23 protein-coding genes and 1 pseudogene are annotated in these 24,237 nt (G+C 69.2%); 19 read left to right on the top strand and 5 right to left on the bottom strand.

Annotation, left to right across the window (positions count from 1 at the left end; genetic code table 11):
• Positions 1 to 135 precede the first annotated feature (135 nt).
• The 7 genes and pseudogenes from LCL61_RS42480 (at position 136) to LCL61_RS42450 (ending at position 6,819) form a co-directional block, all read left to right on the top strand.
• Positions 136 to 570, top strand: a complete 435-nt coding sequence (locus LCL61_RS42480) for an SRPBCC family protein (RefSeq protein WP_340684912.1) — start codon at positions 136 to 138, stop codon at positions 568 to 570.
• Between the two features lie 100 nt (positions 571 to 670).
• On the top strand, positions 671 to 1,669 hold the full coding sequence (locus LCL61_RS42475; RefSeq protein WP_340684911.1) for an NADP-dependent oxidoreductase: 999 nt from the start codon (positions 671 to 673) through the stop codon (positions 1,667 to 1,669).
• A gap of 577 nt (positions 1,670 to 2,246) precedes the next feature.
• Positions 2,247 to 2,798 (top strand): 50S ribosomal protein L10, encoded by a 552-nt coding sequence (rplJ, locus tag LCL61_RS42470; RefSeq protein ID WP_034304192.1) that lies wholly within the window; start codon positions 2,247 to 2,249, stop codon positions 2,796 to 2,798.
• 48 nt (positions 2,799 to 2,846) lie between these two features.
• On the top strand, positions 2,847 to 3,233 hold the full coding sequence (gene rplL, locus LCL61_RS42465; protein WP_037332742.1) for a 50S ribosomal protein L7/L12: 387 nt from the start codon (positions 2,847 to 2,849) through the stop codon (positions 3,231 to 3,233).
• A gap of 559 nt (positions 3,234 to 3,792) precedes the next feature.
• Positions 3,793 to 4,962, top strand: a complete 1,170-nt coding sequence (locus tag LCL61_RS42460; RefSeq protein WP_125691114.1) for an ABC transporter ATP-binding protein — start codon at positions 3,793 to 3,795, stop codon at positions 4,960 to 4,962.
• A gap of 38 nt (positions 4,963 to 5,000) precedes the next feature.
• Positions 5,001 to 5,570 (top strand): annotated as a pseudogene (locus LCL61_RS42455) (MlaE family ABC transporter permease); the annotation flags it as partial.
• Between the two features lie 499 nt (positions 5,571 to 6,069).
• On the top strand, positions 6,070 to 6,819 hold the full coding sequence (locus LCL61_RS42450; RefSeq protein ID WP_034310552.1) for a phosphoglyceromutase: 750 nt from the start codon (positions 6,070 to 6,072) through the stop codon (positions 6,817 to 6,819).
• Positions 6,820 to 6,888: 69 nt separating this feature from the next.
• On the opposite strand, the gene LCL61_RS42445 is transcribed toward LCL61_RS42450, so the two are convergent.
• Together LCL61_RS42445 and LCL61_RS42440 are read right to left on the bottom strand one after the other, a co-directional pair.
• Positions 6,889 to 7,806 (bottom strand): hypothetical protein, encoded by a 918-nt coding sequence (locus LCL61_RS42445; RefSeq protein WP_340684910.1) that lies wholly within the window; start codon positions 7,804 to 7,806, stop codon positions 6,889 to 6,891.
• Positions 7,803 to 8,450, bottom strand: coding sequence for a DNA-binding response regulator (locus LCL61_RS42440; protein WP_340684909.1), 648 nt, complete (start codon positions 8,448 to 8,450; stop codon positions 7,803 to 7,805). The genes LCL61_RS42445 and LCL61_RS42440 overlap by 4 nt, the downstream gene beginning before the upstream one ends.
• Before the next feature lie 281 nt (positions 8,451 to 8,731).
• Here LCL61_RS42440 and LCL61_RS42435 point away from each other — a divergent pair, with 281 nt between their 5' ends.
• From LCL61_RS42435 to LCL61_RS42385, 11 genes are all read left to right on the top strand, one after another.
• On the top strand, positions 8,732 to 9,964 hold the full coding sequence (locus tag LCL61_RS42435) for a sensor histidine kinase (protein ID WP_340684908.1): 1,233 nt from the start codon (positions 8,732 to 8,734) through the stop codon (positions 9,962 to 9,964).
• Entirely contained in the window at positions 9,961 to 10,650 is a 690-nt protein-coding gene (locus LCL61_RS42430) for a response regulator transcription factor (RefSeq protein ID WP_034310560.1), read from the top strand. The genes LCL61_RS42435 and LCL61_RS42430 overlap by 4 nt, the downstream gene beginning before the upstream one ends.
• A 150-nt stretch (positions 10,651 to 10,800) precedes the next feature.
• A complete protein-coding gene (locus tag LCL61_RS42425; protein ID WP_340684907.1) occupies positions 10,801 to 11,790 on the top strand; it encodes a Ppx/GppA phosphatase family protein in 990 nt (329 codons plus the stop codon).
• A 105-nt stretch (positions 11,791 to 11,895) separates the two neighbouring features.
• Positions 11,896 to 13,428 (top strand): hypothetical protein, encoded by a 1,533-nt coding sequence (locus LCL61_RS42420; protein WP_340684906.1) that lies wholly within the window; start codon positions 11,896 to 11,898, stop codon positions 13,426 to 13,428.
• Between the two features lie 22 nt (positions 13,429 to 13,450).
• Positions 13,451 to 14,248, top strand: coding sequence for a sugar phosphate isomerase/epimerase family protein (locus LCL61_RS42415; protein ID WP_340684905.1), 798 nt, complete (start codon positions 13,451 to 13,453; stop codon positions 14,246 to 14,248).
• A 141-nt stretch (positions 14,249 to 14,389) separates the two neighbouring features.
• The gene (locus LCL61_RS42410; RefSeq protein WP_340684904.1) at positions 14,390 to 15,220 is read left to right on the top strand and encodes a thioesterase family protein; all 831 of its coding nucleotides are present in this window, start codon (positions 14,390 to 14,392) and stop codon (positions 15,218 to 15,220) included.
• A gap of 101 nt (positions 15,221 to 15,321) precedes the next feature.
• Positions 15,322 to 16,137 (top strand): pyrroline-5-carboxylate reductase, encoded by an 816-nt coding sequence (gene proC, locus LCL61_RS42405; RefSeq protein ID WP_340684903.1) that lies wholly within the window; start codon positions 15,322 to 15,324, stop codon positions 16,135 to 16,137.
• Positions 16,138 to 16,330: 193 nt separating this feature from the next.
• The gene (locus tag LCL61_RS42400; RefSeq protein ID WP_016330918.1) at positions 16,331 to 16,546 is read left to right on the top strand and encodes a helix-turn-helix domain-containing protein; all 216 of its coding nucleotides are present in this window, start codon (positions 16,331 to 16,333) and stop codon (positions 16,544 to 16,546) included.
• Positions 16,547 to 16,691: 145 nt separating this feature from the next.
• Positions 16,692 to 16,793 (top strand): 30S ribosomal protein bS22, encoded by a 102-nt coding sequence (locus LCL61_RS42395; protein ID WP_007030867.1) that lies wholly within the window; start codon positions 16,692 to 16,694, stop codon positions 16,791 to 16,793.
• 285 nt (positions 16,794 to 17,078) lie between these two features.
• Complete coding sequence (locus LCL61_RS42390) at positions 17,079 to 18,128, top strand: NAD-dependent epimerase/dehydratase family protein (protein ID WP_340684902.1); 1,050 nt, start codon at positions 17,079 to 17,081, stop codon at positions 18,126 to 18,128.
• Positions 18,125 to 19,228 carry a lysophospholipid acyltransferase family protein gene (locus LCL61_RS42385; protein WP_340684901.1) on the top strand — a complete coding sequence of 368 codons (1,104 nt, stop codon included), beginning with the start codon at positions 18,125 to 18,127 and terminating at the stop codon, positions 19,226 to 19,228. The genes LCL61_RS42390 and LCL61_RS42385 overlap by 4 nt, the downstream gene beginning before the upstream one ends.
• 278 nt (positions 19,229 to 19,506) lie before the next feature.
• Here LCL61_RS42385 and LCL61_RS42380 read toward each other — a convergent pair whose 3' ends face one another.
• From LCL61_RS42380 to LCL61_RS42370, 3 genes are all read right to left on the bottom strand, one after another.
• A complete protein-coding gene (locus tag LCL61_RS42380; RefSeq protein WP_192747707.1) occupies positions 19,507 to 20,409 on the bottom strand; it encodes an HAD family hydrolase in 903 nt (300 codons plus the stop codon).
• Positions 20,410 to 20,504: 95 nt separating this feature from the next.
• Positions 20,505 to 21,593 carry a DUF5667 domain-containing protein gene (locus LCL61_RS42375; protein WP_340684900.1) on the bottom strand — a complete coding sequence of 363 codons (1,089 nt, stop codon included), beginning with the start codon at positions 21,591 to 21,593 and terminating at the stop codon, positions 20,505 to 20,507.
• A 163-nt stretch (positions 21,594 to 21,756) separates the two neighbouring features.
• On the bottom strand, positions 21,757 to 22,455 hold the full coding sequence (locus tag LCL61_RS42370) for a sigma-70 family RNA polymerase sigma factor (RefSeq protein WP_340684899.1): 699 nt from the start codon (positions 22,453 to 22,455) through the stop codon (positions 21,757 to 21,759).
• A 292-nt stretch (positions 22,456 to 22,747) separates the two neighbouring features.
• On the opposite strand from LCL61_RS42370, the gene LCL61_RS42365 reads away from it, so the two are divergent.
• Complete coding sequence (locus LCL61_RS42365) at positions 22,748 to 24,232, top strand: AMP-binding protein (protein ID WP_340684898.1); 1,485 nt, start codon at positions 22,748 to 22,750, stop codon at positions 24,230 to 24,232.
• Positions 24,233 to 24,237 lie beyond the last annotated feature (5 nt).

Here is a 24,237-nt window from a genome sequence, read left to right as displayed (position 1 = left end):
ATGAAGGGGCCTTTCATAGCGAATTTCGCTATGAAAGGCCCCTTCATTGCAGTCGGAGGAGGGGCGCCCGCTCCGGCTGCGGGCGTCGGTGGAATCGTGGACGCTGTCGTTGCACCACGGGTGAAAGGGAGTGGGATGGGAAAGGTCACGGCCATCGCGGAGCGCACCATCGAGGCGCCGGCGGACAAGGTCAGGGCGCTCGTCGCGGACTACGCCGAAACCCGGCCGAAGCTGCTGACCGAGCACTACCGCGACTACGAGGTCACCGAAGGCGGAGTCGGCGCGGGCACGAAGGCGCGCTGGAAGCTGCAGGCCACGTCGAAGCGTGTGCGTGACGTCGCCGCGACGGTGACCGAGCCGTCCGAAGGCACTCTCGTCGAGACCGACGCGAACTCCAGCATGGTCACCACCTGGACCGTCCGCGAGGTGCCGGGCGGCAGCGTCGTCCGCATCGAGACGACCTGGGACGGCGCGGGCGGCATCGGCGGCTTCTTCGAGAAGACCTTCGCGCCCGGTGGGCTCAAGCGGATCTACGAGGGAGTGCTCGGCAAACTCGCCGAGGTCGTGTAGTGCTCGCCACAACCGGAATGGCCGCCCCGGTTCGCTCGTTGTACCCGACGTGAATACGGGGCGATCGCCCCGCTTTGGGCAACAGACTTGGAGTTACCTCGTGAACGCAACCGAGATCCGGCTCGCCTCCCGTCCGCACGGCGTCCCCACGCTCGAGAACTTCGAGATCGCCGACGTCGAGATCCCGGTGCCGGGCGAGGGGCAGATCCTGGTCCGCAACCAGGTGCTGAGCGTGGACCCGTACATGCGCGGCCGGATGAGCAGCGCGAAGTCCTACGCCGAACCGTACGAGGTCGGCAAGGTCATGCACGGCGGCGCCGTCGGTGAAGTGCTCGAGTCCACCGTGGACGATTTCAAGCCCGGCGACATCGTGCTGCACGGCCTTGGCTGGCGCTCGCACGCCGTCGTCGCCGCGAAGCACGCGGTGAAGGTCGACCCCGAGGCCGCGCCGATCACCGCGTACCTCGGCGTCCTCGGCATGACCGGGCTCACCGCGTACGCCGGACTGCTCGAAGTCGCGGAGTTCAAGGAGGGCGACACCGTCTTCGTGTCCGGCGCGGCGGGTGCCGTCGGGTCCGTCGTCGGCCAGCTGGCGAAGCTGAAGGGCGCGAAGCGGGTCATCGGCAGCGCGGGCACGGACGAAAAGGTCAAGTGGCTGACCGACGAGCTGGGCTTCGACGCGGCGTTCAACTACAAGGACGCCCCGGTCGTCGAGCAGCTGCGCGCGGTGGCGCCCGAGGGCATCGACGTGTACTTCGACAACGTCGGCGGCGAGCATCTCGAAGCGGCGATCGACTCGATCAACCTGCACGGCCGGATGGCGATCTGCGGGATGATCTCGGTCTACAACAACACCGAACCGGCCGCGGCGCCGCGCAATCTCGCGTCGATCATCGCGAAGCGGTTCACCATGCGCGGCATGCTGGTCGGCGACCACTACGCGCTTCAGCCGCAGTTCGTGAAGGAGGTCGCGCCGCTGGTCGCCTCCGGGAAGCTCAAGTACTCGGAGACCATTGTGGACGGTATCCGCAACGCGCCGCAGGCCTTCCTGGACCTGCTGGGCGGGGCGAACACCGGCAAGATGCTGGTCCGCGTCTGACCCCGCCTCACGTGCAATGAAGGGGCCTTTCATCGCAAAATTTGCGATGAAGGGCCCCTTCATTGCAGTCGTCAGGAGGCGGGCAGCGTCGCCAACCGGGCGTTGATGCGCTCGATGTCCGCGACCGCGGTCTCCCTGCGGGCCCGGATNTCCTCGTCCAGCCGGGGCGCGGGCCGACCTCCCGCCTTGGGTTCGATGTCCGTGCCGGGCTCGTTGTCCGGCTTTCCGTCATCACGCTGCTCCGCCACGTCACCATGATGCCTCGCGGGCCCTCCCGCGCACTCCGCCGGTCGCGTTTAGCGGGCTAAACGCGATTTGGCAGGGGGGTGCCGCCGGGGACGAAACAGGGTCACGTATCCTCGTCAAGGTTCTACCGAAGACCGCTGGTCTTCTCCTGGTCATCTGGCCTGGAGAACGAAGGCCCCGCTAGGGCGGGCGACCCGCGCAGGAGGAACGAGGCTCGTCCATGACGCATGTCGTCGTGTGCCCTGACGCCCCGCGCCTGTCTGCGCTGGGGCGTTTCGTCGTTTCAGGGCTCTCAAGGCCAGTGGACCACTAGCCAAGAGAGGAGGCGACCATGGCGAAGCCCGACAAGGAGGCGGCCGTCGCCGAGATCGCGGAGAGCTTCCGCAGCAGCTCGGCCACAGTCGTTACCCAGTACACCGGCCTCTCCGTGTCCCAGCTGTCCCAGCTGCGCCGCGCTCTCGGCACCAATGCCAAGTACCGGGTCGCGAAGAACACCCTCGTCAAGCGTGCCGCCACGGACGCCGGAATCGAGGGTCTCGAGGACCTGTTCGTCGGCCCGACCGCGATCGCCTTCGTCGAAGGTGAAGCTGTTGACGCCGCGAAGGCGCTTCGCGACTTCGCGAAGGACAACAACGCGCTTGTGATCAAGGGCGGCTACATGGACGGCAAGACGCTGTCCGTGGACGAGATCACCAAGATCGCCGATCTCGACAGCCGTGAGGTCCTACTCGCCAAGGCGGCGGGCGCGTTCAAGGCGAAGCTGTCCCAGGCCGCCGCGCTGTTCCAGGCGCCGGCGTCCCAGGTCGCCCGCCTGGCTGCCGCGCTGGAGGAGAAGCAGCGCAACGCCGGTACCGAAGCAGCCGAAGCACCCGCCGAGAGCTGAACACCCCCACCCCCGAACTTTTAGTTCGTTTCAGAGAGGAAAGCCACCATGGCGAAGCTGAGCACCGCCGAGCTGATCGACGCTTTCAAGGAGCTCACCCTTCTTGAGCTGTCCGAGTTCGTGAAGGAATTCGAGACCACCTTCGACGTGACCGCGGCCGCCCCGGCTGCCGTCGTCGCCGCCGCCCCGGGTGCCGCCCCCGCCGCGGCCGCCGAGGAGCAGGACGAGTTCGACGTCGTCCTCGAGTCCGCCGGTGACAAGAAGATCCAGGTCATCAAGGTCGTCCGTGAGGTCGTCTCCGGTCTGGGCCTGAAGGAGGCCAAGGAGCTGGTCGAGGCCGCTCCCAAGGCCCTCCTGGAGAAGGTCGACAAGGAGGCCGCCGAGGCCGCCAAGGAGAAGCTCGAGGCCGCGGGCGCCAAGATCGCCATCAAGTGATCTCGGGCGCGTCAGCGCCTAACGCAGCACCGTCGAAGGGGCGACCGCCTCTACTGCTGGGTCTGCGTCTGAGGAGCAGGTCAAGATCGCGCGCACGCGGTCGCGACGGGCAACAAGACCCGCATCATCGGGCCGAACTGCCCCGACCTGCGTTTAGCCCCCTAATCGCGACGCGTAGCCACGCTAAGCATCTGGGCGCGCCCAGGGCACCGGATCGCGTTTAGCCCGCTAAACGCGATCCGCGCGGCGGGAGGGCGGCAGGGGTGCTGACCTGCGTTTAGCCCCCTAATCGCGATCCGGGCTGGGCAGCGCCCGCTGTGGATCTGCGCGCGGGAGTGACGTGCACTACGGTGCTGCAAGCGGTGCACGGGCAGGCGGCGGGCTGCGCGAAAAGTTACCCGCGGGTCTGGCCAGAAAAGAAAACTGGTGAGTAACCTGTTCGCACTCAGCTCGTTGCACCTGGTTGACGCGGGTATCGCTGCGCGAACGCATGCGTCCTCCCGGGCCAGTGGCACGGGACGGCAGTGCGCGACGACGCGGAACAGCTCCTGGAGGTGCGATGGGTGCCGAGGTGGTCATCGAAGGTCTTTCCAAGTCCTTCGGTAAGCAGGCCATCTGGCGGGACGTCACGCTGACCCTGCCTCCGGGCGAGGTTTCGGCGATGCTCGGCCCGTCCGGAACCGGTAAGTCCGTCTTCTTGAAGTCGATGATCGGTCTGCTCAAGCCGGACCGTGGCCGGTGCATGATCAACGGCGTCGACATCGTGACGTGCTCCGAACACCAGCTCTACGAGGTGCGCAAGCTCTTCGGCGTCCTGTTCCAGGACGGCGCGCTCTTCGGCTCGATGAACCTCTACGACAACGTGGCGTTCCCCCTGCGCGAGCACACGAAGAAGTCGGAGACCGAGGTCCGCCGGATCGTGCTCGAGAAGCTCGAGATGACCGGTCTCAACGGCGCAGACAAGAAGCTGCCCGGCGAGATCTCCGGCGGTATGCGCAAGCGCGCCGGGCTCGCCCGCGCCCTGGTGCTGGACCCGCAGATCATCCTGGTCGACGAGCCGGACTCCGGTCTCGACCCGGTCCGCACCACCTACATCTCGCAGCTCTTCCTGGACGTCAACGCGCAGATCGACGCGACGTTCCTGATCGTCACGCACAACATCAACCTCGCCCGCACCGTCCCGGACAACCTGGGCATGCTCTTCCGCAAGGAACTGGTCATGTTCGGCCCGCGCGAAGTGCTGCTGACCAGCGAAGAGCCGGTCGTCAAGCAGTTCCTCAACGGCAAGATGGACGGCCCGATCGGCATGAGCGAGGAGAAGGACTCGGCCCAGCTCGCCGCGGAGCGCGCGATGTTCGAGGCCGGCCACCACGCGGGCGGTGTCGAGGACGTCAGCGGGGTGCCGCCGCAGATGCAGCCGACGCCCGGCGTGCCGACCCGGATGGGCGCGGTCCGCCGCAAGGACCGCGTCATGCAGATCCTGCACGGCCTGCCGCCCGAGGCGCAGCAGAGCATCATCGAGTCGCTTTCCCCGGAGGAGCAGCAGCGGTATGGCGTCCGCCCGCAGCGCCTCGCGACCGCCGGGCACCGGTCGGCACCCGCCGAGAGCTCGATCCCGAACCACCACCAGGGCCAGCTGCCCGACGACCAGGTCGCCCACATCCCGCACCCCGGGAGAGCCGGCAACCACCGCTTGCGGCCACAAGATCCGGGGTCAGGTGGCGCGTGAGCTCTTCCGCTTCATCGGCGAAGATCCCCGGGATCGGCATGCTGCGCGAGACCGGGAACCTGTTCGCTCTCGGCCTCGACATCGTTCGTGGCATCTTCCAGCGCCCGTTCCAGCTGCGGGAGTTCATCCAGCAGGCCTGGTTCATCGCGAGCGTCACGATCCTGCCGACGGCGCTCGTCGCGATCCCGTTCGGCGCGGTCATCTCGCTGCAGTTCGGTTCGCTCGCCCGCCAGCTCGGCGCCCAGTCCTACACGGGCGCCGGGTCGGTGCTCGCCACCGTGCAGCAGGCCAGCCCGCTGGTCACGGCGCTGCTGGTCGCGGGCGCCGGCGGTAGCGCGGTCTGCGCGGACATCGGCGCGCGGACCATCCGCGAGGAGATCGACGCCATGGAGGTGCTCGGCGTCTCCGCGGTGCAGCGGCTGATCGTGCCGCGTGTGCTCGCGATGATGCTGGTGGCGCTCCTGCTGAACGGCATGGTCAGCGTCATCGGTGTGCTCGGCGGGTATTTCTTCAACGTCGTCCTCCAGGGCGGGACGCCGGGCGCGTACCTGGCGAGCTTCTCCGCGCTGGCCCAGCTGCCGGACCTCTGGGTCGGCGAGCTGAAGGCGGCCACTGTAGAGCCTGGCGGCCTCGGTGTAGAACCGTCCTTGCCACTCACGAGGAGCCCCGGAAGATGAACAGGCGGGACGGCTCGAGGGAGGGGGGAGTCGCGATCTCGAGCCGCCCCGCTGAAGTTCCCGCCAAGGTGGACCCGGTGACGAGGGGGATGCCAACGGGGCCGGCGGGCGCCGCGACTCGGCAGGGGGGAGACGAGTCGCGGTCGTCACCCGCGTCGAACCGGGGAGTGCGTGGAATCCGGCCGCGCGGGACGTAGTCAACCTGTCAGATCTCCACCTGTAATCACAAGACTACCGGTTACTCCGTTCGAGTGAACTTGGAAAATGGGGATAACGGAGTGCAGTCCGATTTCCGGAGATCGGGACTTGTTGGCAACTCGTCTTCTGGACGGGTGAAGGTGTTACTCACCGGTAACGCACTCTCCGTAGAAACAAAGCGAAGCGCGGCCCTCTGACCGGCGCTTCCGCTCGCTCTGGCAGGCTGAACCCCATGGCTGAGCTTGGGACTCTGGTGCTGCTGCGTCACGGGCAGAGCACGTGGAACGCCGAAAACCTGTTCACCGGCTGGGTGGACGTGCCGCTGTCCGAGCAGGGCGAGCAGGAGGCGCGCAAGGGCGGGCAGCTCCTCGCGGAGTCCGGTCTGCTGCCGGACGTCGTGCACACGTCGCTGATGCGCCGGGCGATCTCGACCGCCAACCTGGCGCTCGACGCCGCCGACCGGCACTGGATCCCGGTGAAACGCGACTGGCGCCTCAACGAGCGGCACTACGGCGCGCTGCAGGGCAAGAACAAGAAGCAGACCCTCGACGAGTTCGGCGAGGAGCAGTTCATGCTCTGGCGCCGCTCCTACGACACCCCGCCGCCCCCGATCGACCCGGCCGACGAGTTCAGCCAGGTGGGCGACGCGCGCTACGCCGACCTCGGTGACGCCGCCCCGCTGACCGAATGCCTCAAGGACGTCGTCGCGCGGCTGCTTCCGTACTGGGAGTCCGCGATCGTGCCGGATCTGCGCGCGGGCAAGACCGTGCTGGTCGCCGCGCACGGCAACTCGCTGCGGGCACTGGTGAAGCATCTCGACGGCATCTCCGACGACGCGATCGCCGGGCTCAACATCCCGACCGGCATCCCGCTGCGTTACGACCTCACCGAAGACCTCAAGCCGGTCACCGCCGGCGGGACCTACCTGGACCCGGAGGCCGCCAAGGAAGCCGCGGCCGCCGTGGCGAACCAGGGCCGCTAGACCCACGCATTTCGTCCTCTGAATGCGGTAGTTCGCTCTCGAACCACCGCATTCAGAGGACGAATTGCGTCAGGGCAGGGGCTGGACCGATTCGACTCCCGCGGCCTTCCATCCCTCGGGCAGCCGCTGGAGGCGCAGGACGATCGGCAGGTACCGCTTCGTCACCTGCCCGGCCGCGTCCGTGACGTCCGTCGTCGCGAAGAGCAGCACGCTCGCCTTGTCGTCCACGATCTCCATGACCGCGGCGGCCGGGTTCGGCGCCGGCGACGCCTTCGTGCCCCCGGACCGGATCTGGTTCAGCCGCGCCGCCTTGTCCTGCCGGAACTGGGTCAGCAACGGTCCGGTGGACACCGACTCGTAGCGGGCGTACGTGCCTTCGGGGTCGGCCGGGTCCACGTTCAGCAGGGCTTCCGCGGCGCGGAGGGCGCCGTCGCGGGCGGAATCCCGCACCCTCGCGAACACCCGGTCGCCGGCGCCCGGTTTCTCCGCCGCGGGCGAGGGCGCGGACGGGTTCACCTCGACCTTCCCGATCCGCCAGCGGTCGCCTTCGCGCACGGTCGTGAGCAGCACCGACGCGATGCCCTTGCTGGTGGCGCCCGCCCTGGTGCTGCTCTGGTCGAGCACCGTCAGCACCCGCGCCTTGTCCGGCGTCTCCTCGACCGCGGCCGAGACGATCACCCTCGTCACGAGTTTGATCGGTTCCGCCGATTTCCGGACCTCGGCGAACAGCTTCGCCAGCTCGTCGCGCGCGCCCGGCGTCAGGTTGCCGGCGATCGCCTTCTCGTAGGCGGGCACGGCCGCGCTGTCGTAGGAGAACACCGCTTCGGTGGCCGTCTTCACCGCCGTGAGCACCGCGGCCGTCCGCGCCGGGTCGACCAGCGCGAGGTTCGAGGGCGGGGTTTCCGGCTCGGGCCGGGCGGTACCGGAGACCGCGGTGGTGCAGCCCGCGAGCGCGAGCAGTACCGCGAGTCCCGCCCATCGCTTCACAGGAGGCCGAGTTCCCGCGCCCGCGCGTCGACCTGGAGCCGCGACGTCACACCGAGCGCGACCAGCAGTTCCGAGACGCGGCGCTGATAGGTGCGCACGCCCATGCCGAGGCTCTTCGCGGCCTTGTCGTCCTTGCAGCCGGTGGTCAGGAACTCGAGAATCTGCGGTGCCTCCATCCGGATGTCGGCGAACCGCGCGTCGAACGTCTCCAGGGTGGTGGACGCCAGCCAAGCGGTTTCGAACAGCGACAGGATGCCCTGCACCAGCTCGGGGCGCGAGATGACGCTGTACGAGCGCACCGCCTTGCCCTCGTCTCCGGCCATGATCGCGACCCGCTCGTCGAGCAGGATCGTCTCGTTGATCTCCTCGGTGCCGATCCGGATCTGCGCGCCGAGTTCGGACAGGTGGTGCAGGTGCCGCGCGGTCTGCTCGTTCAGCAGGACACCGGGGCGGTACAGCTTGCGGATCCGCTTGTCGCGCACCAGCCGCTCACCCTGCCGCGTGAGCGACGGCCGGGAAAGCGCCCAGGTGTAGAGGTCGTCGGCCGCGCACGCGATGTCGTTCGCCGCGACGAACAGATGAGCCGTCCGGTCGAACAACTCTTCTTCTCCGCGAATCAGGGAGATGTCACTGACGAGTTCCACGGCGACAGTCTTCCAACATTCCCCGGCAGCCGTGACGGGAACGTCGCTATTCGCCGGTGAGTGGGCGGAACACGGTTCGGATGGTCACGACGAAAGTCGGAATCCGGGCACGAGCCGTCGCCGATGTCCCCGCTTCGGGTGACCCGTCTCACCCGGGAGGTCTCGGCCACGTGAACGAGGTCTGACCTGCAGGCGAACAGGGTGTCCCCAGGTGTCATAGGCATCACGAGTACGCGGCGGGGACTAGGCCAAAAGACTACCCACGCGCTTACGATTCCACTGTGACCACGCCTGTTGCACTCGCCATGGCCGTCGGCGGACTGATCGTCGGTGTGGTTTTCGGCTTCCTGATCGCGAGGGGCCGCACCCGCCGCGAGGAGCGGCGACCGACCGGCCCCACCGTGGCCGAACTGCTCGAACGCCTCGTGCGGTCCAGCAACAACGGCGTCGTCGTGCTCAACAAGTTCGGCGACATGGTCCTGCACAACCCGCGTGCCTACGAGCTCGGGCTGGTGAAGGTCAACCAGGCCGATCCGCGGGCCCGCAAGGCCGCCGAGCAGGTGGTCGAGACCGACGAACCGATGGAGATCGACCTCTCCCCGCTGGAGGCGAGGGGGCGTCAGCCCGAGGCCGTCCTCGGCGAGGTCCGCCCGCTCGGCGACGGGTTCACCGTGGTCGAGGCCGTCGACCACTCCGAGGCGATCCGCCTGGAAGCCGTCCGGCGGGACTTCGTCGCGAACGTCAGCCACGAGCTGAAGACGCCGGTCGGCGCGATCGCGCTGCTCACCGAGGCCGTCCTCGACGCCGCGGAAGACACCGAGGAGGTCCGCCGCTTCGGCGGCAAGATCCTCCGCGAATCGACGCGGCTCGGCCAGCTCGTCACCGAACTGATCGCGCTCTCGCGGCTCCAAGGCGCCGAGCGGCTGCCCGACCTGAACGTCGTCGAGGTCGACGCCGTCGTCCGCGAGGCGCTCGGCAGGACGACGCTTTCGGCGGAATCCGCCGAGATCACCATCACCACCGACGCGGCCAGCGGGCTCCTCATCGAGGGCGACCGGACGCTGATGGTCACCGCGCTGTCGAACCTGCTGGAGAACGCCGTCGCGTACTCACAGCCGGGCAGCCCGGTGTCGATCAGCAGGCGGCTGGTCGACGGGAAGGTCGAGATCGCGGTGACCGACCGCGGCATCGGTATCGCGGAGGACGAGCAGCAGCGCGTCTTCGAGCGGTTCTACCGCGCGGACAAGGCACGGTCGCGGGCGACCGGCGGCACCGGGCTGGGGCTGGCGATCGTCAAGCACGTGGCCGCCAACCACGGCGGTTCGGTCGGCCTGTGGAGCCGTCCCGGCACCGGGTCGACCTTCACGCTGCGGATCCCCGCGCACATCCCCGCCGAACCGGCCGCGCCCGCGAAACAGGCTCCGCCGGTGTCCCGGCCGGAGAAGACCCCCGAGCGGACACCCCGTCTCGTGGCAACAGGGCAAGAAAGCCCCGACCATGGAGGAAACCTGTGACGAGGGTTCTCATCGTCGAGGACGAAGAGTCGTTCGCCGACCCGCTCGCGTTCTTGCTCCGCAAAGAGGGCTTCACCGCCGCCGTCGCCGTGACGGGGCAGCAGGCACTCGAGGAGTTCGACCGCAACGGCGCCGACATCGTCCTGCTCGATCTCATGCTCCCCGGGATGAGCGGCACCGACGTCTGCAAGCAGCTCAGGCAGCGTTCCGCCGTACCGGTGATCATGGTGACCGCGCGCGACAGCGAGATCGACAAGGTCGTCGGCCTGGAACTCGGCGCCGACGACTACGTCACCAAGCCGTACTCGGCCCGTGAGCTCATCGCGCGGGTGCGAGCGGTGCTGCGCCGCGGTGGCGAGCCGGGCTCCGAAGGCGATCTGGCGCCTCTGGTGCTGGCGGCCGGGCCGGTGCGGATGGACGTCGAGCGGCACGTGGTGACCGTCGACGGCCAGGAGGTCTCCTTGCCGCTGAAGGAGTTCGACCTGCTCGAGTACCTGCTGCGCAACGTGGGCCGCGTGCTCACCCGCGGGCAGCTGATCGACCGGGTGTGGGGTGCGGACTACGTCGGCGACACCAAGACGCTCGACGTCCACGTGAAGCGCCTGCGCTCGAAGATCGAGCCGGACCCGGGCTCGCCCCGGCACCTGGTCACGGTGCGTGGCCTGGGCTACAAGTTCGAGACGTGAGCCGAAGGGGACTTTCCCCGCATAAGACGCGGTGAAGGACGCTTTCCTCTCATCGCATGCGGGGAAAGTCCCCTTCAGCCCCGGCCCCTGCGATACAGATCACGGTTACGGTTTCGTGACCTGATGTGGGGGCGGGTACCGTAGACGCTCGTGCGCCTAGGGGTACTCGACGTCGGTTCCAACACCGTCCACCTGCTCGTGGTCGACGCCCACCGTGGCGCCCACCCGACCCCGATGCATTCCGAAAAGGCCGTCCTCCGGCTCGCCGAGCAGATCACCCGCAACGGCGACCTGAGCCGCGCGGGCGCGGACAGCCTCGTGCGTGCGGTCGAATCGGCGAAAGCGGCCGCGGCTCGGCTCGGCTGCGAAGAGGTCATGGCGTTCGCCACCTCCGCGGTCCGCGAAGCCAAGAACGCCCCGAAGGTGCTGGCGAAGGTCCAGGAGCAGACCGGCGTCGAACTACAGGTGCTTTCCGGGATCGACGAATCCCGGCTCACCTTCCTCGCCGTCCGCCGCTGGTTCGGCTGGTCGGCGGGAAAGCTGCTGGTGCTCGACATCGGCGGCGGCTCCCTGGAGGTCGCGATGGGCCGCGACGAGGAGCCGGATCTGGCCGAATCGCTGCCGTTGGGCGCGGGCCGGACCACCCGGACGCGGTTCCAGCACGACCCGCCCACCCGGTCGGAGCTCATCGCGACTTCGGCGTGGCTGGAAGAACAACTCGCCCCGCTCGCGAAGAAGGTCGCCAAATTGGGTGAACCCGATCGGGTCGTGGCGACGTCGAAGACGTTCCGGTCGCTAGCCCGGCTGACCGGAGCGGCGCCGTCGGCCGGCGGGCCGCATGTGCGCCGTACCCTGACCGACACCGCGTTGCGCCAGCTCATCGCGTTCATCTCCCGGATGACCGCCCCTGACCTGGCACAACTCGAGGGGGTCAGCGCGAGCAGGTCGCATCAGCTGGTGGCGGGCGCGCTCGTCGCACAAGCCACCATGCGGGCGCTTTCCCTGGAAGAACTGGAGATCTGTCCGTGGGCGCTGCGAGAAGGTGTCATCCTTCGACGGCTGGACCATTCGAACGGTGCGGACGAGACTGTGGGCGGCAGCGCCCGACTGGACTTAGTCGACGGAGAACGGGCACGGTGAAGAGGTGACGGAAATGCGGATGACGGTGGACAGCGCGCGCGACGCCGCCGATGCCCCGTCGCGTGCCGGTTCGCAACGGCTTGAGCGCGCATTGGACTGCACGGTATGACGGACGAGACAGAGAGCGGCCAGCCACAGAAGACCGTGGCGGAGCTGCTCGCGCAGCACGGAGCCCAGCCCGAGGGCGGGCGCCGCAGGCGACGCCGCGCGGCCGACGACGACGAGGCTCCCGAGCCCACTCGCGGGCGGCGGGCGCCGTCCCCGAGCGATACGGCGCCGCAGGCGATCATCGACAGGGTGTCCGGCGACACCCCGCCGCCTGCCAACCGTCCGCCACGCCGCTCGCGCCCGCAAGATTCCGGCGCGCGTCCGCTTCCGCAGCCGCAGCAGGATTCCGCGCCGCTGCCGGTGCCGCCGGACGTCGCGTCCACCCCGACCCGGCAGACGCCGCCGGTGCGCCCGCCGCAGGAGCAGAGCGGTTATCAGCAGCGTCCGCCGCAGCAGTCGGGTCAATTCCCGCGGCCGGCTCCGCCGCAGGAGCAGAGCGGTTATCAGCAGCGTCCCCCGCAGCAGTCCGGTCAGTTCGTCCGGCCGGCTCCGCCGCAGGAGCAGTCCGGTTACCAGCAGCGCCCGCCGGACTCAGAGGGCCTGCCCCCGCGTGGCCGCCCGCGTCCGGAGGAGACCCGCGGCGCGATGCCGCCGGTCCGCCGTCGCCCGGAGCCGCCCGCCGGACCCCCGTCTTCGGGGCTGTCGGCGAGGCTCGACGGCGGCCTCGACGCCCCGGCCGAAGACGTGCAGGACCAGCCGGGCCCGATGGCGAGCGGCGCGTTCGCGACGCCGCCCGCCCAGCCGGCGCGGCGCCGCCGTCCCGCGGCGCGCCCGCCCCAGCCGAAGGCCGAGCCGAGCACCGAACAGTTCGCCGCGGTCGGTGACGAAGCAGCGGCCGAACCCGAGGCCCCCGCGTCCGTCGAGCCTCCGGCGCCGCCCGCCGGCCTCGCCGGATGGCGCAAGCGCAGGCAGAAGGTGCAGTCCGAGGACACCGAAATCGGCGGGATCCCGCCGGTGCCGCCCCCGGTCGCGCCCGTCGAAGCGGACGCCGACCCCGAGCCGGACCCGTTCGACGCCGGTCCGCCCACCATGGGGCATCCGGCGCCGATGCCCTTCGTGCCGCCGCATTCGCTCGACGACCGCGACCGGCAGGACAACCTCGACGAGTACGAGCGCGAGTTCGCCGACCCGGCGTACCCGGACGGTGGCCCGGACTTCGGCCGCGACGACTACAGCTACCGCGCCGACGACTACGAGGACGACTACGACGACAGCGTCGACGACGTCGTCGAGGACGACGAGCCCGCGGCGCCCGCCGAGAAGGTCTCGCCGGGGAAGCAGTGGCTGGCGCTGGCCGGCCAGCTCGCCCTCGGCGTCGTCGGCGGCGCCGGTGTCTGGCTGGGCTTCAACTGGCTGTGGGTGAACATCCCCGCCGCCGCGCTGGTCGCCGCGCTGCTGGTGATCGTCGCGCTGGTGTGGATCGTCCGGAAGATCCGCAAGGCGGAGGATCTCCAGACCCTGGTGCTCGCGGTACTGGTCGGACTGGTGGTGACGGTCTCACCGGCCGCACTCCTGCTGGTGGCGCGTTAGCGGCCTCGGGAAGGATGCCGGAATGGTTCAGCAGATTCCGGTAGGCCTCTCGACGGCGTCCGTCTGGCCGTTGCGGGCGGGCGCGGCGTTCGAGCTGGCCGCCGACCTCGGTTACGACGGTGTCGAGGTGATGGTCTGGGCGGACCCGGTCAGCCAGGACATCTCCGCGCTGCGCCGCTGGTCGCGCCGTACCGGTGTGCCGGTGCTGTCGATCCACTCGCCTTCGCTGCTGATCACCCAGCGCGTGTGGTCGCCGGATCCCGAGGTGCGCCTGCGGATGTCCGTGGACGCGGCGCAGGAGCTCGGCGCGCGCACGGTCGTGGTGCATCCGCCGTTCCGGTGGCAGCGCCGCTACGGCGACGCGTTCGGCGACCTCGTCGACGAGCTCGAAGAAGCCAGCGGGATCGAGATCGCGGTCGAGAACATGTTCAAGGTCCGGCCGCCCGGCGGCTCGCGGACGTCGCGCGTGTCGGCCTTCCGGCCGTCGATCGACCCTACGGACGTAGGGTTTCGCCACTACACGCTCGATCTGTCCCATACAGCGGCAGCCGGGATGGACGCCCTCGCGCTCGCCGAACGGATGGGTTCCGGGCTCGCGCACGTCCATCTGGCGGATGGCACGGGCCTGCCGAAGGACGAGCACCTGGTGCCCGGACGCGGGATCGAGCCCTGCGCCGAACTGCTCGAAAAGCTCGTGAACTGCGATTTCTCCGGGCAGGTCGTGCTGGAGATCAACACCCGGCGGTCGCCGAGCGCGGCGCGGCGGTCGCGGGACCTCGCGGAGTCACTCCTGTTCGCGAGGCTTCACCTCGGCCAGTGACAAAGATCGTCTCCGGGTGCGGAGATTCATTCCTCCCTGCGCTCGAGGCGCTGGTACACGTAAAGTTCCGACCGTGAACCAGCTGCGCTTGTTGATCTCCCGCACCCCGATGGATCGGCTCGTGGCCTGGGTCAGTGCTCGGTGAGCGCGGCCGACGAAACGAGCACCTCCTTCGACGCGGCGTGCGCGACGAGATCACTGGGTGACGGCACTTTCACGGCGGTCCTCCGGACCGAATGGTCGATCGGTGGACACCCCCACGGCGGCTTCCTGATGGCCTTGATGGCCAGGGCCGCCCTCACCTTCCTCCACGAACGCGGCGAGCCGCCGTCCGAGCCACTCGCGATCAGCGCGGAGTTCCTGCACCCGCCGGCGGTGGGGCCGGTGTTGCTGCGCATGGACGTCCGGAAGGTCGGAAGGCGCGCCTCGGTCGTCGCGGTCACGCTGGAGCAGCGGGGCCGCAGTTGCGTCGAGGCCAGGGTGACCACCGGGCGGCTGCCGATGCGGCGTCCGGAGTGGACCGACGTCCCCGCCATGCCCGCGGAGCCGCCGCCCGGCGCGGTCCCCATGACCGGTGAGACCTCCGAAGGCCTGTTCAACCTCGCGAAGGGCTGCGAGGTCCGGCTCGACCCCGCGAGCGTCGGCTACCTGCACGGCCGGATCGGCGACCCGCCGAGGATCCGGCTGTGGGTCCGGCCGAGGCACGGGCTCGCGGATCCGTTCTTCGCCCTGCTCGCGAGCGACGTGAACCCGCCGGTGGTCTACAACCTCGGCCGGGTCGGCTGGGCGCCGACCGTGCAGCTGACCGCGTTGCTGCGCACGCGGCCGGCGCCGGGCTGGCTGCGGGTGCTCGTCCAGAGCCAGTCGGTGCACGAGGCCTGGTTCGACTCGGACGCGCTCGTGGTCGACTCGCAGGGCAGGCTCGTCTGCCAGGCGCGGCAGCTGGCGCTTGCCCCGGCGCCCGGTGGCTGACGGCCGTTTGGCACGCTGAAGAGCATGAGCGAGCTTGCGCGCGAATCATCGACCCAGTGCCCGCTCATACGACGGAACGTGACCCAGTACGGGAAGAGGGCATGAGCGTGATCGCGGTTCTGGGTGCCGGGAAGATCGGGGAGGCCCTGCTATCGGGCCTGCTGCACGGCGGGCACAGCCCGGACGACCTGCTGTTCACCGAGCGGTACCCGGCGCGCGCGGCCGAGCTGACCGAGCGCTACGGCGTGCACGGGGTCACCGTCGCCGACGCCGCCCGCCGGGCCGACGTGCTGGTCGTCGCGGTCAAACCGCAGGACATCGAACCGGTGCTGGACGAGCTCGCGCCGTTGCTCGGCGCGGAGTCACTGGTGGTCTCGCTGTGCGCGGGCCTCCCGACCGCCCTGTACGAGCGCAGGCTGGCCGACGGCGTCCCGGTGGTGCGGGTCATGCCGAACACCCCGATGCTCGTCGGAGAGGCGATGAGCGCGGTCTCCGCGGGGGCGCACGCGACCGCCGAGCACATCGCGGTGGTGAAGGACCTGCTGTCGCACGTCGGACAGGTCGTCGAGGTGCCCGAGTCGCAGCAGGACGCCGTCACGGCGCTGTCCGGCTCCGGTCCCGCGTACTTCTTCTACCTGGTCGAGGCCATGATCGACGCCGGGATCCTGCTCGGCCTGCCCCGCGCGCTCGCCGGGCAGCTGATCATCCAGTCGGCGGTCGGGGCGGCGAAGATGCTCGCCGAATCCGACGAACACCCGGTGCTGCTGCGCGAAGCCGTCACCTCGCCCGCCGGGACGACCATCAACGCCATCCGCGAGCTGGAGAAGCACGGCGTCCGCGCGGCGCTGCTGGCCGCCATCGAGGCCGCGAAGGACCGCTCGACCGAGCTGGGCGCCGCCCACGATCCCCGCACTTAGTCCTCTGGATGCGGTAGTTCGTCGTCTGACTACCGCATCCAGAGGACTGAATGCGTAGTCGTACGGGCCCATCTCGGTGACTCGCGTCGCTTTAGCCACACGTGTCCCGCTACTCTCAGGAGAGCACGTGCGTGTCGATACCACAGGTGGGGAAGCCTCGTGGCGCGACACGTGTCGAAGGACACGGTGAATCATGCCGCCGAACAAGAAAGACGATCTGCCCTCAGTGGGCCAGGTCCAGTTCCTGACGGTCGCCGAGGTGGCCACGCTGATGCGGGTCTCCAAGATGACCGTCTACCGCCTCGTTCACTCGGGCGAGTTGCCCGCGGTGCGCGTCGGGAAGTCGTTCAGAGTGCCCGAAAAGGCCGTTCACGAGTATCTGCAGGGCGCGTACTTCGACGTGGGCTGAGGCCCGTTTCGCGGGGCAGAACGTGCCCGCCCGAGGGCGTCTTCCGGGGCGCGAGTACCCTGGAAGACCGCTCGTGCCTGTGCGCTCCACCCGTTGGACGCTGCGCCGGGCAGCGTGACCGACGACGAAGGAAGGAGCGCTCACGATGGGCTCTGTGATCAAGAAGCGCCGTAAGCGCATGTCGAAGAAGAAGCACCGCAAGTTGCTGCGCCGGACGCGCGTTCAGCGTAGGAAGGCCGGCAAGTAAGACACAGCCGGTGAGTGGCCCGTCCAGTTTCTGGACGGGCCATTCCCATTTGGTGGGCGGTTTCCGCCCATTCGAGTGAGACGTGCATCCCCTCTGCGAGCGGCTGGTTAATAGCATGTAAGCGCTGCCTCGACTACCCCTAATGAGCGGTAACATCTCAAGGGCAGCCGCGCGATGCTTCCCATGAGTGCAGGTACGCGCACACTCGGTGGATCGACCAGTGCTCAAGGTCATCTGGACCCCGTGATCGAAGTCCGAGAACCGCCCAAAGCCGCAGGGAGTCCTATGCCGTCGAACATCGTGCTCGTGACCGGGGTCGGGGGAGACCTTGGCGGGAAGCTGCTCGCCAGACTCGGCAACAATCCGGAGTTCGAGCGGGTGATCGGCGTCGACACCACGCCTCCGCGGAAGTCGGTCCTGCAGCGGATGGGGCACGCAGAATACGTCCGTGCCGACATCCGCAACCCGCTGATCGCCAAGGTGATCAGCACGGCCAAGGTCGACACCGTGGTGCACGCGTCGTGCACCGCGCATCCGGCCGGCCCGGCTCGCCGGACGGCGATCAAAGAGGTCAACGTCATCGGCACGATGCGGCTCTTGGCGGCCTGCCAGCGCTCGCCGCTCGTGCGCAAGCTCGTGGTGAAGTCGACGGCCGCCGTCTACGGCGCGGGCGCGCGCTCGCAGGCCGTCTTCACCGAGGATTCCGAACTCATCCCCACCTCGACCAGCGGTTACGCGAAGGACGCCGTCGAGATGGAGGGATATGTCCGTGGGCTACTCCGTCGCCGTCCCGACATCACGACGACGCTGTTGCGGTTCGCCAACATCATCAGCCCCGAGATCGACACCGTGCTCTCGCGCTACTTCGCGTTGCCGTTCGTTCCGACCGTCTTCGGCTACGACGCGCGGCTCCAGCTGCTCCACGCTTCGGACGCGCTGTCGGTGTTCGAGCAGGCGACCCTGAACGACAAGCCAGGCGTGTTCAACGTCGGTTCGGACGGGGTACTCACCCTCTCGCAGGCGATCCGGCGAGCCGGACGGGTCGAGCTGCCGATGCCCAGCGGTGTCGTGCCGTCGGTCGGCAAAGTGCTGCGCGGAGCCCGCGTGGTCGACTTCTCCGCCGACCAGGTGCGGCTGCTGAACTTCGGCCGCGTCGTGGACAACACGAAGCTCAAGAAAGATTTCGGCTACACCCCGCGCTGGACGACGCGGGAAGCGTTCGACGACTACATCTCCGGCCGCGGGCTCCGTCCCGTGGTGGACGGCGGCAAGCTGGCCGGGTTCGCGAGCAAGGTGCTGGTGGCCGCGGCGACCGGACAGGCGGCGCACCGGTGAGCAGGCCACACGAGAACGACCCCGAAAACTCTCACGAAGGCGAGGCGGAAAACGTGAGCGGCGCTGAAGCGCAGGTCATCCCGTTGCACGGCCCCGGCAGAGAGAAGCCGGACCCGGCCGTCGAAGCGGAACGGGATCTTCGCGAGTCGGAAGAAGCGCGAGAACATCTGGAGCAGGAGCGCCGGGCGGACGCGCCCGTCGTCGAATTCCCCGGGGCGGCGCGCGTCGCGCCCGCCAGGACCCGTCCGGCCGACGCGGATCTCCTCCCGGCCTCGCTCAGGACGGCGCTGGGGTTCCTGCGCGACCGGTTGACCGGTGACTACACCGTCGACGAGTTCGGCTTCGACGCCGAGCTCACCGAGACCTTGCTGTTGCCGCCGCTGCGCGCGCTGTACGAGAAGTGGTTCCGTGTCGACACCTTCGGCGTCGAGAACCTGCCCGCCGACGGCGGCGCGCTGCTGGTGTCGAACCACTCCGGCACGTTGCCGCTCGACGCGCTGATGACCGCCGTCGCCGTGCACGACCACGTCCCCGGTGGCAGGCATCTGCGCGGCCTCGGTGCGGATCTGGTGTTCCAGGTGCCGCTGGTCGGCTCCTTCGCCCGCAAGTCCGGGCAGACACTCGCCTGCACCGCCGACGCGGAACGCTTGCTGCGCAAGGGAGAACTCGTCGGCGTCTGGCCGGAGGGGTTCAAGGGGATCGGGAAACCGTTCTCTTCGCGGTACAAGCTGCAGCGGTTCGGCCGCGGTGGTTTCGTTTCGGCCGCGCTGCGGACCGGCGTGCCGATCATCCCCGTGTCGGTCATCGGCGCGGAGGAGATCTACCCGAAGATCGGCGACATCAAGCTCCTCGCGCGCGTGCTCGGCCTGCCGTACTTCCCGGTGACACCGTTCTTCCCGCTGCTCGGCCCGCTCGGCGCGATCCCGTTGCCGACGAAGTGGAGCATCGAGTTCGGCGAGCCCATCCGCACGGACACCTACGACGCGGACGCCGTGGACGACCCGATGCTGGTGTTCACGCTGACCGACCAGGTGCGGGAGTCGATCCAGCAGTCGCTGTACAAACGCCTTTCGCAGCGGAAGAGCGTCTTCAAGGGCTAGAACGCGCCAGGCCGACCGTGCCCTGAATGACCGATTGATGTCCAAAAGTACGGCTTGTGGATCGGGTCGTGAGGGGTAAGGACGGTTCTAACCCTCTTTACCACTCACGACCCCTCGTGAATCTGCGCAAATCCCCAAATCGGGCATCTTGATCAGGATTGGCGTCCCTTATGGACGGTCAGGGAGCGCCAGGCCTTCGTGGCGGGGCCCGCTCCGGCCGCCGACTCGCCTACTCACGGCCGCGATCGCCGCGAGTAGGTGACTGATTGCGTGGAAGGTCAGCGCTTCCGGTAGGCCATGCCCGCCGCGACGGCACCGGCCACGGCACCGACGCCGAGCACCGAAGGCACGCCGATCTTCGCGGCCTTGCGTCCGGTCCGGAAGTCGCGGATCTCCCAGCCGCGCGCCCGCGCGACGTCGCGAAGACCGCCGTCCGGGTTCACCGCGACCGCGGTCCCGACTACCGACAGCATCGGGACGTCGTTCTGCGAGTCCGAATACGCGGTGCAGCGCTTGAGATTCAGTCCTTCGCGTGACGCCAGCGCCCGGACGGCGTGGGCTTTCGCCCGGCCGTGCAGCAGGTCGCCGACGAGACGGCCGGTGTAGACGCCGTCCTTGGTCTCCGCGACGGTGCCCAGCGCGCCGGTGAGGCCGAGGCGCCGCGAGATGATGGCCGCGAGCTCGATCGGGGTCGCGGTGACGAGCCAGACGCGCTGTCCGGCGTCGAGATGCATCTGCGCGAGCGCCCGGGTGCCGGACCAGATCTTGTCCGCCATCAGCTCGTCGTAGATCTCTTCGCTGATGTCGGTCAGTTCCTGCACGGTGCGGCCGGCCACAAAGGACAGTGCGCGCTCGCGGTGGGTCTTGATGTCCTCTTTGTTCTCCCGGCCGCCGAGGCGGAACTTCACCTGCTGCCAGACGAATCCTGCCAGATCGGCGGAGGTGAAGAACTTGCGCGCGGCCAGGCCGCGGGCGAAGTAGAAGATCGACGCGCCCATCATCATGGTGTTGTCGACGTCGAAGAACGCGGCCGCCGTCAGGTCCGGCGGAGCGGGCGGTGCGGGCGGTTCGAGTGCTTCGGCGGACGCGGTCGCCATGGCGGCCTCGGCCGACGCCTCGCCCGCCAGCTCGGCCAGTCGTTCGAGCTCTTGACTCTTATCCTTGCCCCGCCAAACTGACACGCACACCGCCTCCGGAATCCCAGGTGCCTGTGCACAGCGTAGCGAGCGGCCGACCACGCTGCCCCGGGTGTGGTGCCTCCCTCATCGACGGTGAGTCAGCCGATGGTTATCGGCGGTAATCCCGGAATGAGCGGCGGAATCGAAATCAGCGGCGGCTTCGGCGTGGTGGTGGTCGTCGGCAGCGGCGGCAGGTTCGTGGGGCCGGGGACGGGGACCACGGGTGGTGGCGTCCCTCCGGTCGGTGGTGCGATCGGCCCGGTCGGGGCCGCGGTGTCCACGGCGGACGACGACGGCGGCACCGAGGTCGGCGCCGGTGACCCGGTCGGTGCCGACGACGGCGGGGGAGACGTCACCGGCGGCAGGACCGCGTGGGGGGAATCGGGGTCACGGACGCAGTCACCGACGGCCGGGACCGCGCCGAGTTCGTCGGAAGAGCCCGTGGTGATCGTGTAGCAGACCAGGCGCGAGCCGAGATCCGTCGTCCGCTCCTGGACCTTGTCGAGCAGGACACGGGCCGCGGCGAACTTGTCGCGCGCCTCGGCGGGGGCTTGGTCGACCTGGAGACCGAGCCGGTCGGACTGCTGCCGCGCCCAGGCGCGGAGTTCGGCGAGCCGGGTCTGGCCACCCTGATCGGTGACGAGCGCGGTCAGCCGGGAGACACCGGCTCGCAGATCCGTCTCGAAATCGGCGAGGCCGGTGAAGTAGGCGTCGGTGGGCGCGCCCTGCCGCGTCAGTTCGTCGAGCTCGCCGACGCGGTTCGCGGCGAACTCCAGATGCTTCTTCGCCTTGTCCTGCTCGTCGAAGGTGAGCCCGAGCGCGGCCGATTCACCCGCTCGTTTGATGCCGTACAGCGGATCGCCCGGCAACGCGTCCTTGGACAGCAGCAGGGTGATCCCGCCGAGTGCCAGCACGAGCGCGACGGCGGCCGCGGCGAGATTGGCGACGGCGTGGCCACGTCGCTTCGGCGCGGCTTCGGCTTCGGCGAGGCGTCCGGCGATCTCGTCGCGGATCCGTTGCCGGGTCTCCGCGTCGGGGGCGCCGCCGGCGCCGAGTTCGCGCAAGCCGCCGACGAGCGCGAGTTCGTGTGCGAACTCGTCGTCGTCCGGGGATTCGGTGCCGTCGACAAGATCGGCGAAGCGGTCACCGTCCGCCCGCTCCCGCGCGAACCATCCCGGCACGCCCACGGCGAAGTCTCCATCTGCTCAGCCCGGTCCTGACACCGGTCTGGCTGAGAAAACGAGCGGGGACGCCCAAGGGTTACGGCAAGGCCGGGTGAGGCACAAATATTAGATCGATGCCGCAACGCGGAGCGTTTCCGTTGAGGGTGGTGGGGGGTATATCGGCGGGTTAACGCAATCCGGTGGGCAGAAGTTGTGCCAAACGGCGTACCGCGCGGTGCTGAAGGGCCTTGATGGCGCCCTCGTTGCGCTTCATGATCGCCGCGGTCTCGGCGACCGAAAGCCCCTGCATGAACCGCAGCACGATGCACTCGCGCTGATCGTCGCCGAGTTCGGCGACGCAGCGCAGCAGTTCGGCTCGGGTGGCGCGGCTGATGGCCTGCTGTTCGGGTCCCGCGACCGCCTGCACACCCACGTTCCCGATCGGCGCCCCGTTGGGCTCGGCCACCTCGTCGGTGACCACCTCGAGGCGGAACCGGCTCGACTTCACGTGGTCGAGGATGATGTTGCGCGCGATGGTGACGAACCAGGCGCCGACGTCACGCCCCTGGTAGCTCACCGACGTGATGCGGCGCAGCGCGCGGAGGAACGTCTCGCTGGTGACGTCCTCGGCGAGGTCCCGGTCGCCGAGGCGGAACAGGACGTAGCGGTAGACGACGTCGACGTAGCGGTCGTAGAGCCGCCCGAATGCGGAGGTGTCACCGCCTTGCGCGGCGCTGACCAGATCCCACGCTTCGGCCTTCGCGGCTTCGGCCGCGGCGTCGCCCTCGTCGACCTTCGCCCGGGGCGACGGCGCCGCGGGGAAACCACTCCGGCGGAGGATGTGGCCCGCCACCATGGAGACGGGATTCGGCGCGGGAAGAGTCATGGCGCACCTCCCGTTCCGGACAGGGAGTACCGGCCCGCATGTCCCACCGCCGCGTGGGCCTGCAAGATCTGCACGTCCGGACTCCCTTTCTCACCATCGAGTGATCAACACCACTCGACGACGCCCAGCAGCATACGTGTAGTTACCGCGAAGTAGGTAGCGGTGCCGCGGTTACGGAACTGCGACGAAAGCGAGTGAGCCCCATGACGGTGGCCGAGATGACAAACTGACAACGCCGTTCACCGAGGGAAGAGGTTCGCAGTTGAGCGCGGAGCAGGTTGCCGAAGGAAGCGTGCCCACTTTGCTCGCCGAGGCTGCCCGTCAGTGGCCAGGCAAAGCGGCCGTCCAGGAGACCGGCGGCGGGGTCGCGCTGACCTGGTCGGAGCTCGACAACGCCGCCCACGCGTTGGCCCGCGCCCTGCTCGACGCGGGAATCGAGCGCGGCGACCGGGTGGCGCTGCGGCTGCCGACTTCGGCCGCGTTCGCCGTCTCGCTGTTCGGGGCGCTCCGGGCGGGCGCGGTGGTCGTCCCGATCTCGCCGCAGGGGCCGGCGGCGGAGCTGAACGGGTTGCTGGAGCACAGCGGCGCACGGCTCGTCCTCGAACGCGAAGTCTCCGAGGAGCTCCCCGAGGGAGTGACAAGCCTCTCACCGCCTGTTACCTCGGATGGAGCAGCCGAACCGGTCGACGAGTCCGGCGCCGGTGAGGACATAGCGGTCATCTCGTACACCTCCGGCACGACCGGCCCGCCGCGCGGCGTGATGCTGTCGCATCGGGCGCTGCTGGCGAACCTCGACCAGCTGAGCCGCATCGTCCCGGCGCCGCTCGTGCACGGCGACCGCGTGCTCATCACCATCCCGTTGTTCCACGTCTACGGCCTCGGGCCCGGTCTGTTGCAGACCACGGCGGTCGGCGCGACGGCGATCCTGTCCGAACGCTTCCTCGCCGAGCGCACGCTGGCCGACTGCGCCGAATTCCGGGTGACGTCGATCGCCGGCGTGCCCGCGATGTACGCCGAGTTCGCCGCGATGGACCCCGAGGAACTCGGCCGTGGCCTGTCCACCGTCCGGCGGATGACGTCGGGCGCGGCGCCGCTGCACCCGAAGGTCCTCACCGCGCTCCGCGGCGCCACCGGCCTCGACGTCTACGAGGGCTACGGCCTCACCGAATGCGCGCCGGTGGTCACCACGACGCTGGTCACCGGCTACCCGAAGCCGGGTTCGGTCGGGCGGCCGCTGCCCGGCGTCGAGCTCCGGCTGGTCGACAGCGACGGCGACGCGGAGCCCGTCCCGCTGGACCCGGACGACCTCGGCGACGCCTTCGACGAGGACGGCGGCACCGGTCTGGTGTCGATCCGCGGTGCGAACCTGTTCTCCGGTTACTGGCCCGACGGCGCGCACGGCCCCGGTGAGGACGGCTGGTTCCGCACCGGCGACGTCGGCTACCTGGACACCGACGGCGACCTGCACCTGGTGGACCGGGCCAACGACCTGATCATCGTCAACGGCTTCAACGTCTTCCCGCACGAGGTCGAGAACGTGATCTCGATGCTGGACGAGGTCGTCGAGGCGGGCGTCGTCGGCGTCGTCGACGAGCGGACCGGCGAAGCGGTGAAGGCCGTCGTCGTCCCCGCGCCCGGCGCTTCGCTCTCGGAACAGCAGGTCGTCGAGCACTGCGCGGAGCACCTGGCCGGGTACAAGGTGCCGCACACCGTCGAGTTCGCCGAGTCCCTGCCGCATTCGGCCACCGGGAAGCTGCGCAGGATGCGCCTCAGGTAAGGATT

The sequence above is a fragment of the Amycolatopsis coloradensis genome (genome assembly GCF_037997115.1).
Taxonomy (GTDB): Bacteria; Actinomycetota; Actinomycetes; order Mycobacteriales; family Pseudonocardiaceae; genus Amycolatopsis; species Amycolatopsis coloradensis_A.
This window is presented reverse-complemented; position numbering and strand designations above follow the sequence as displayed.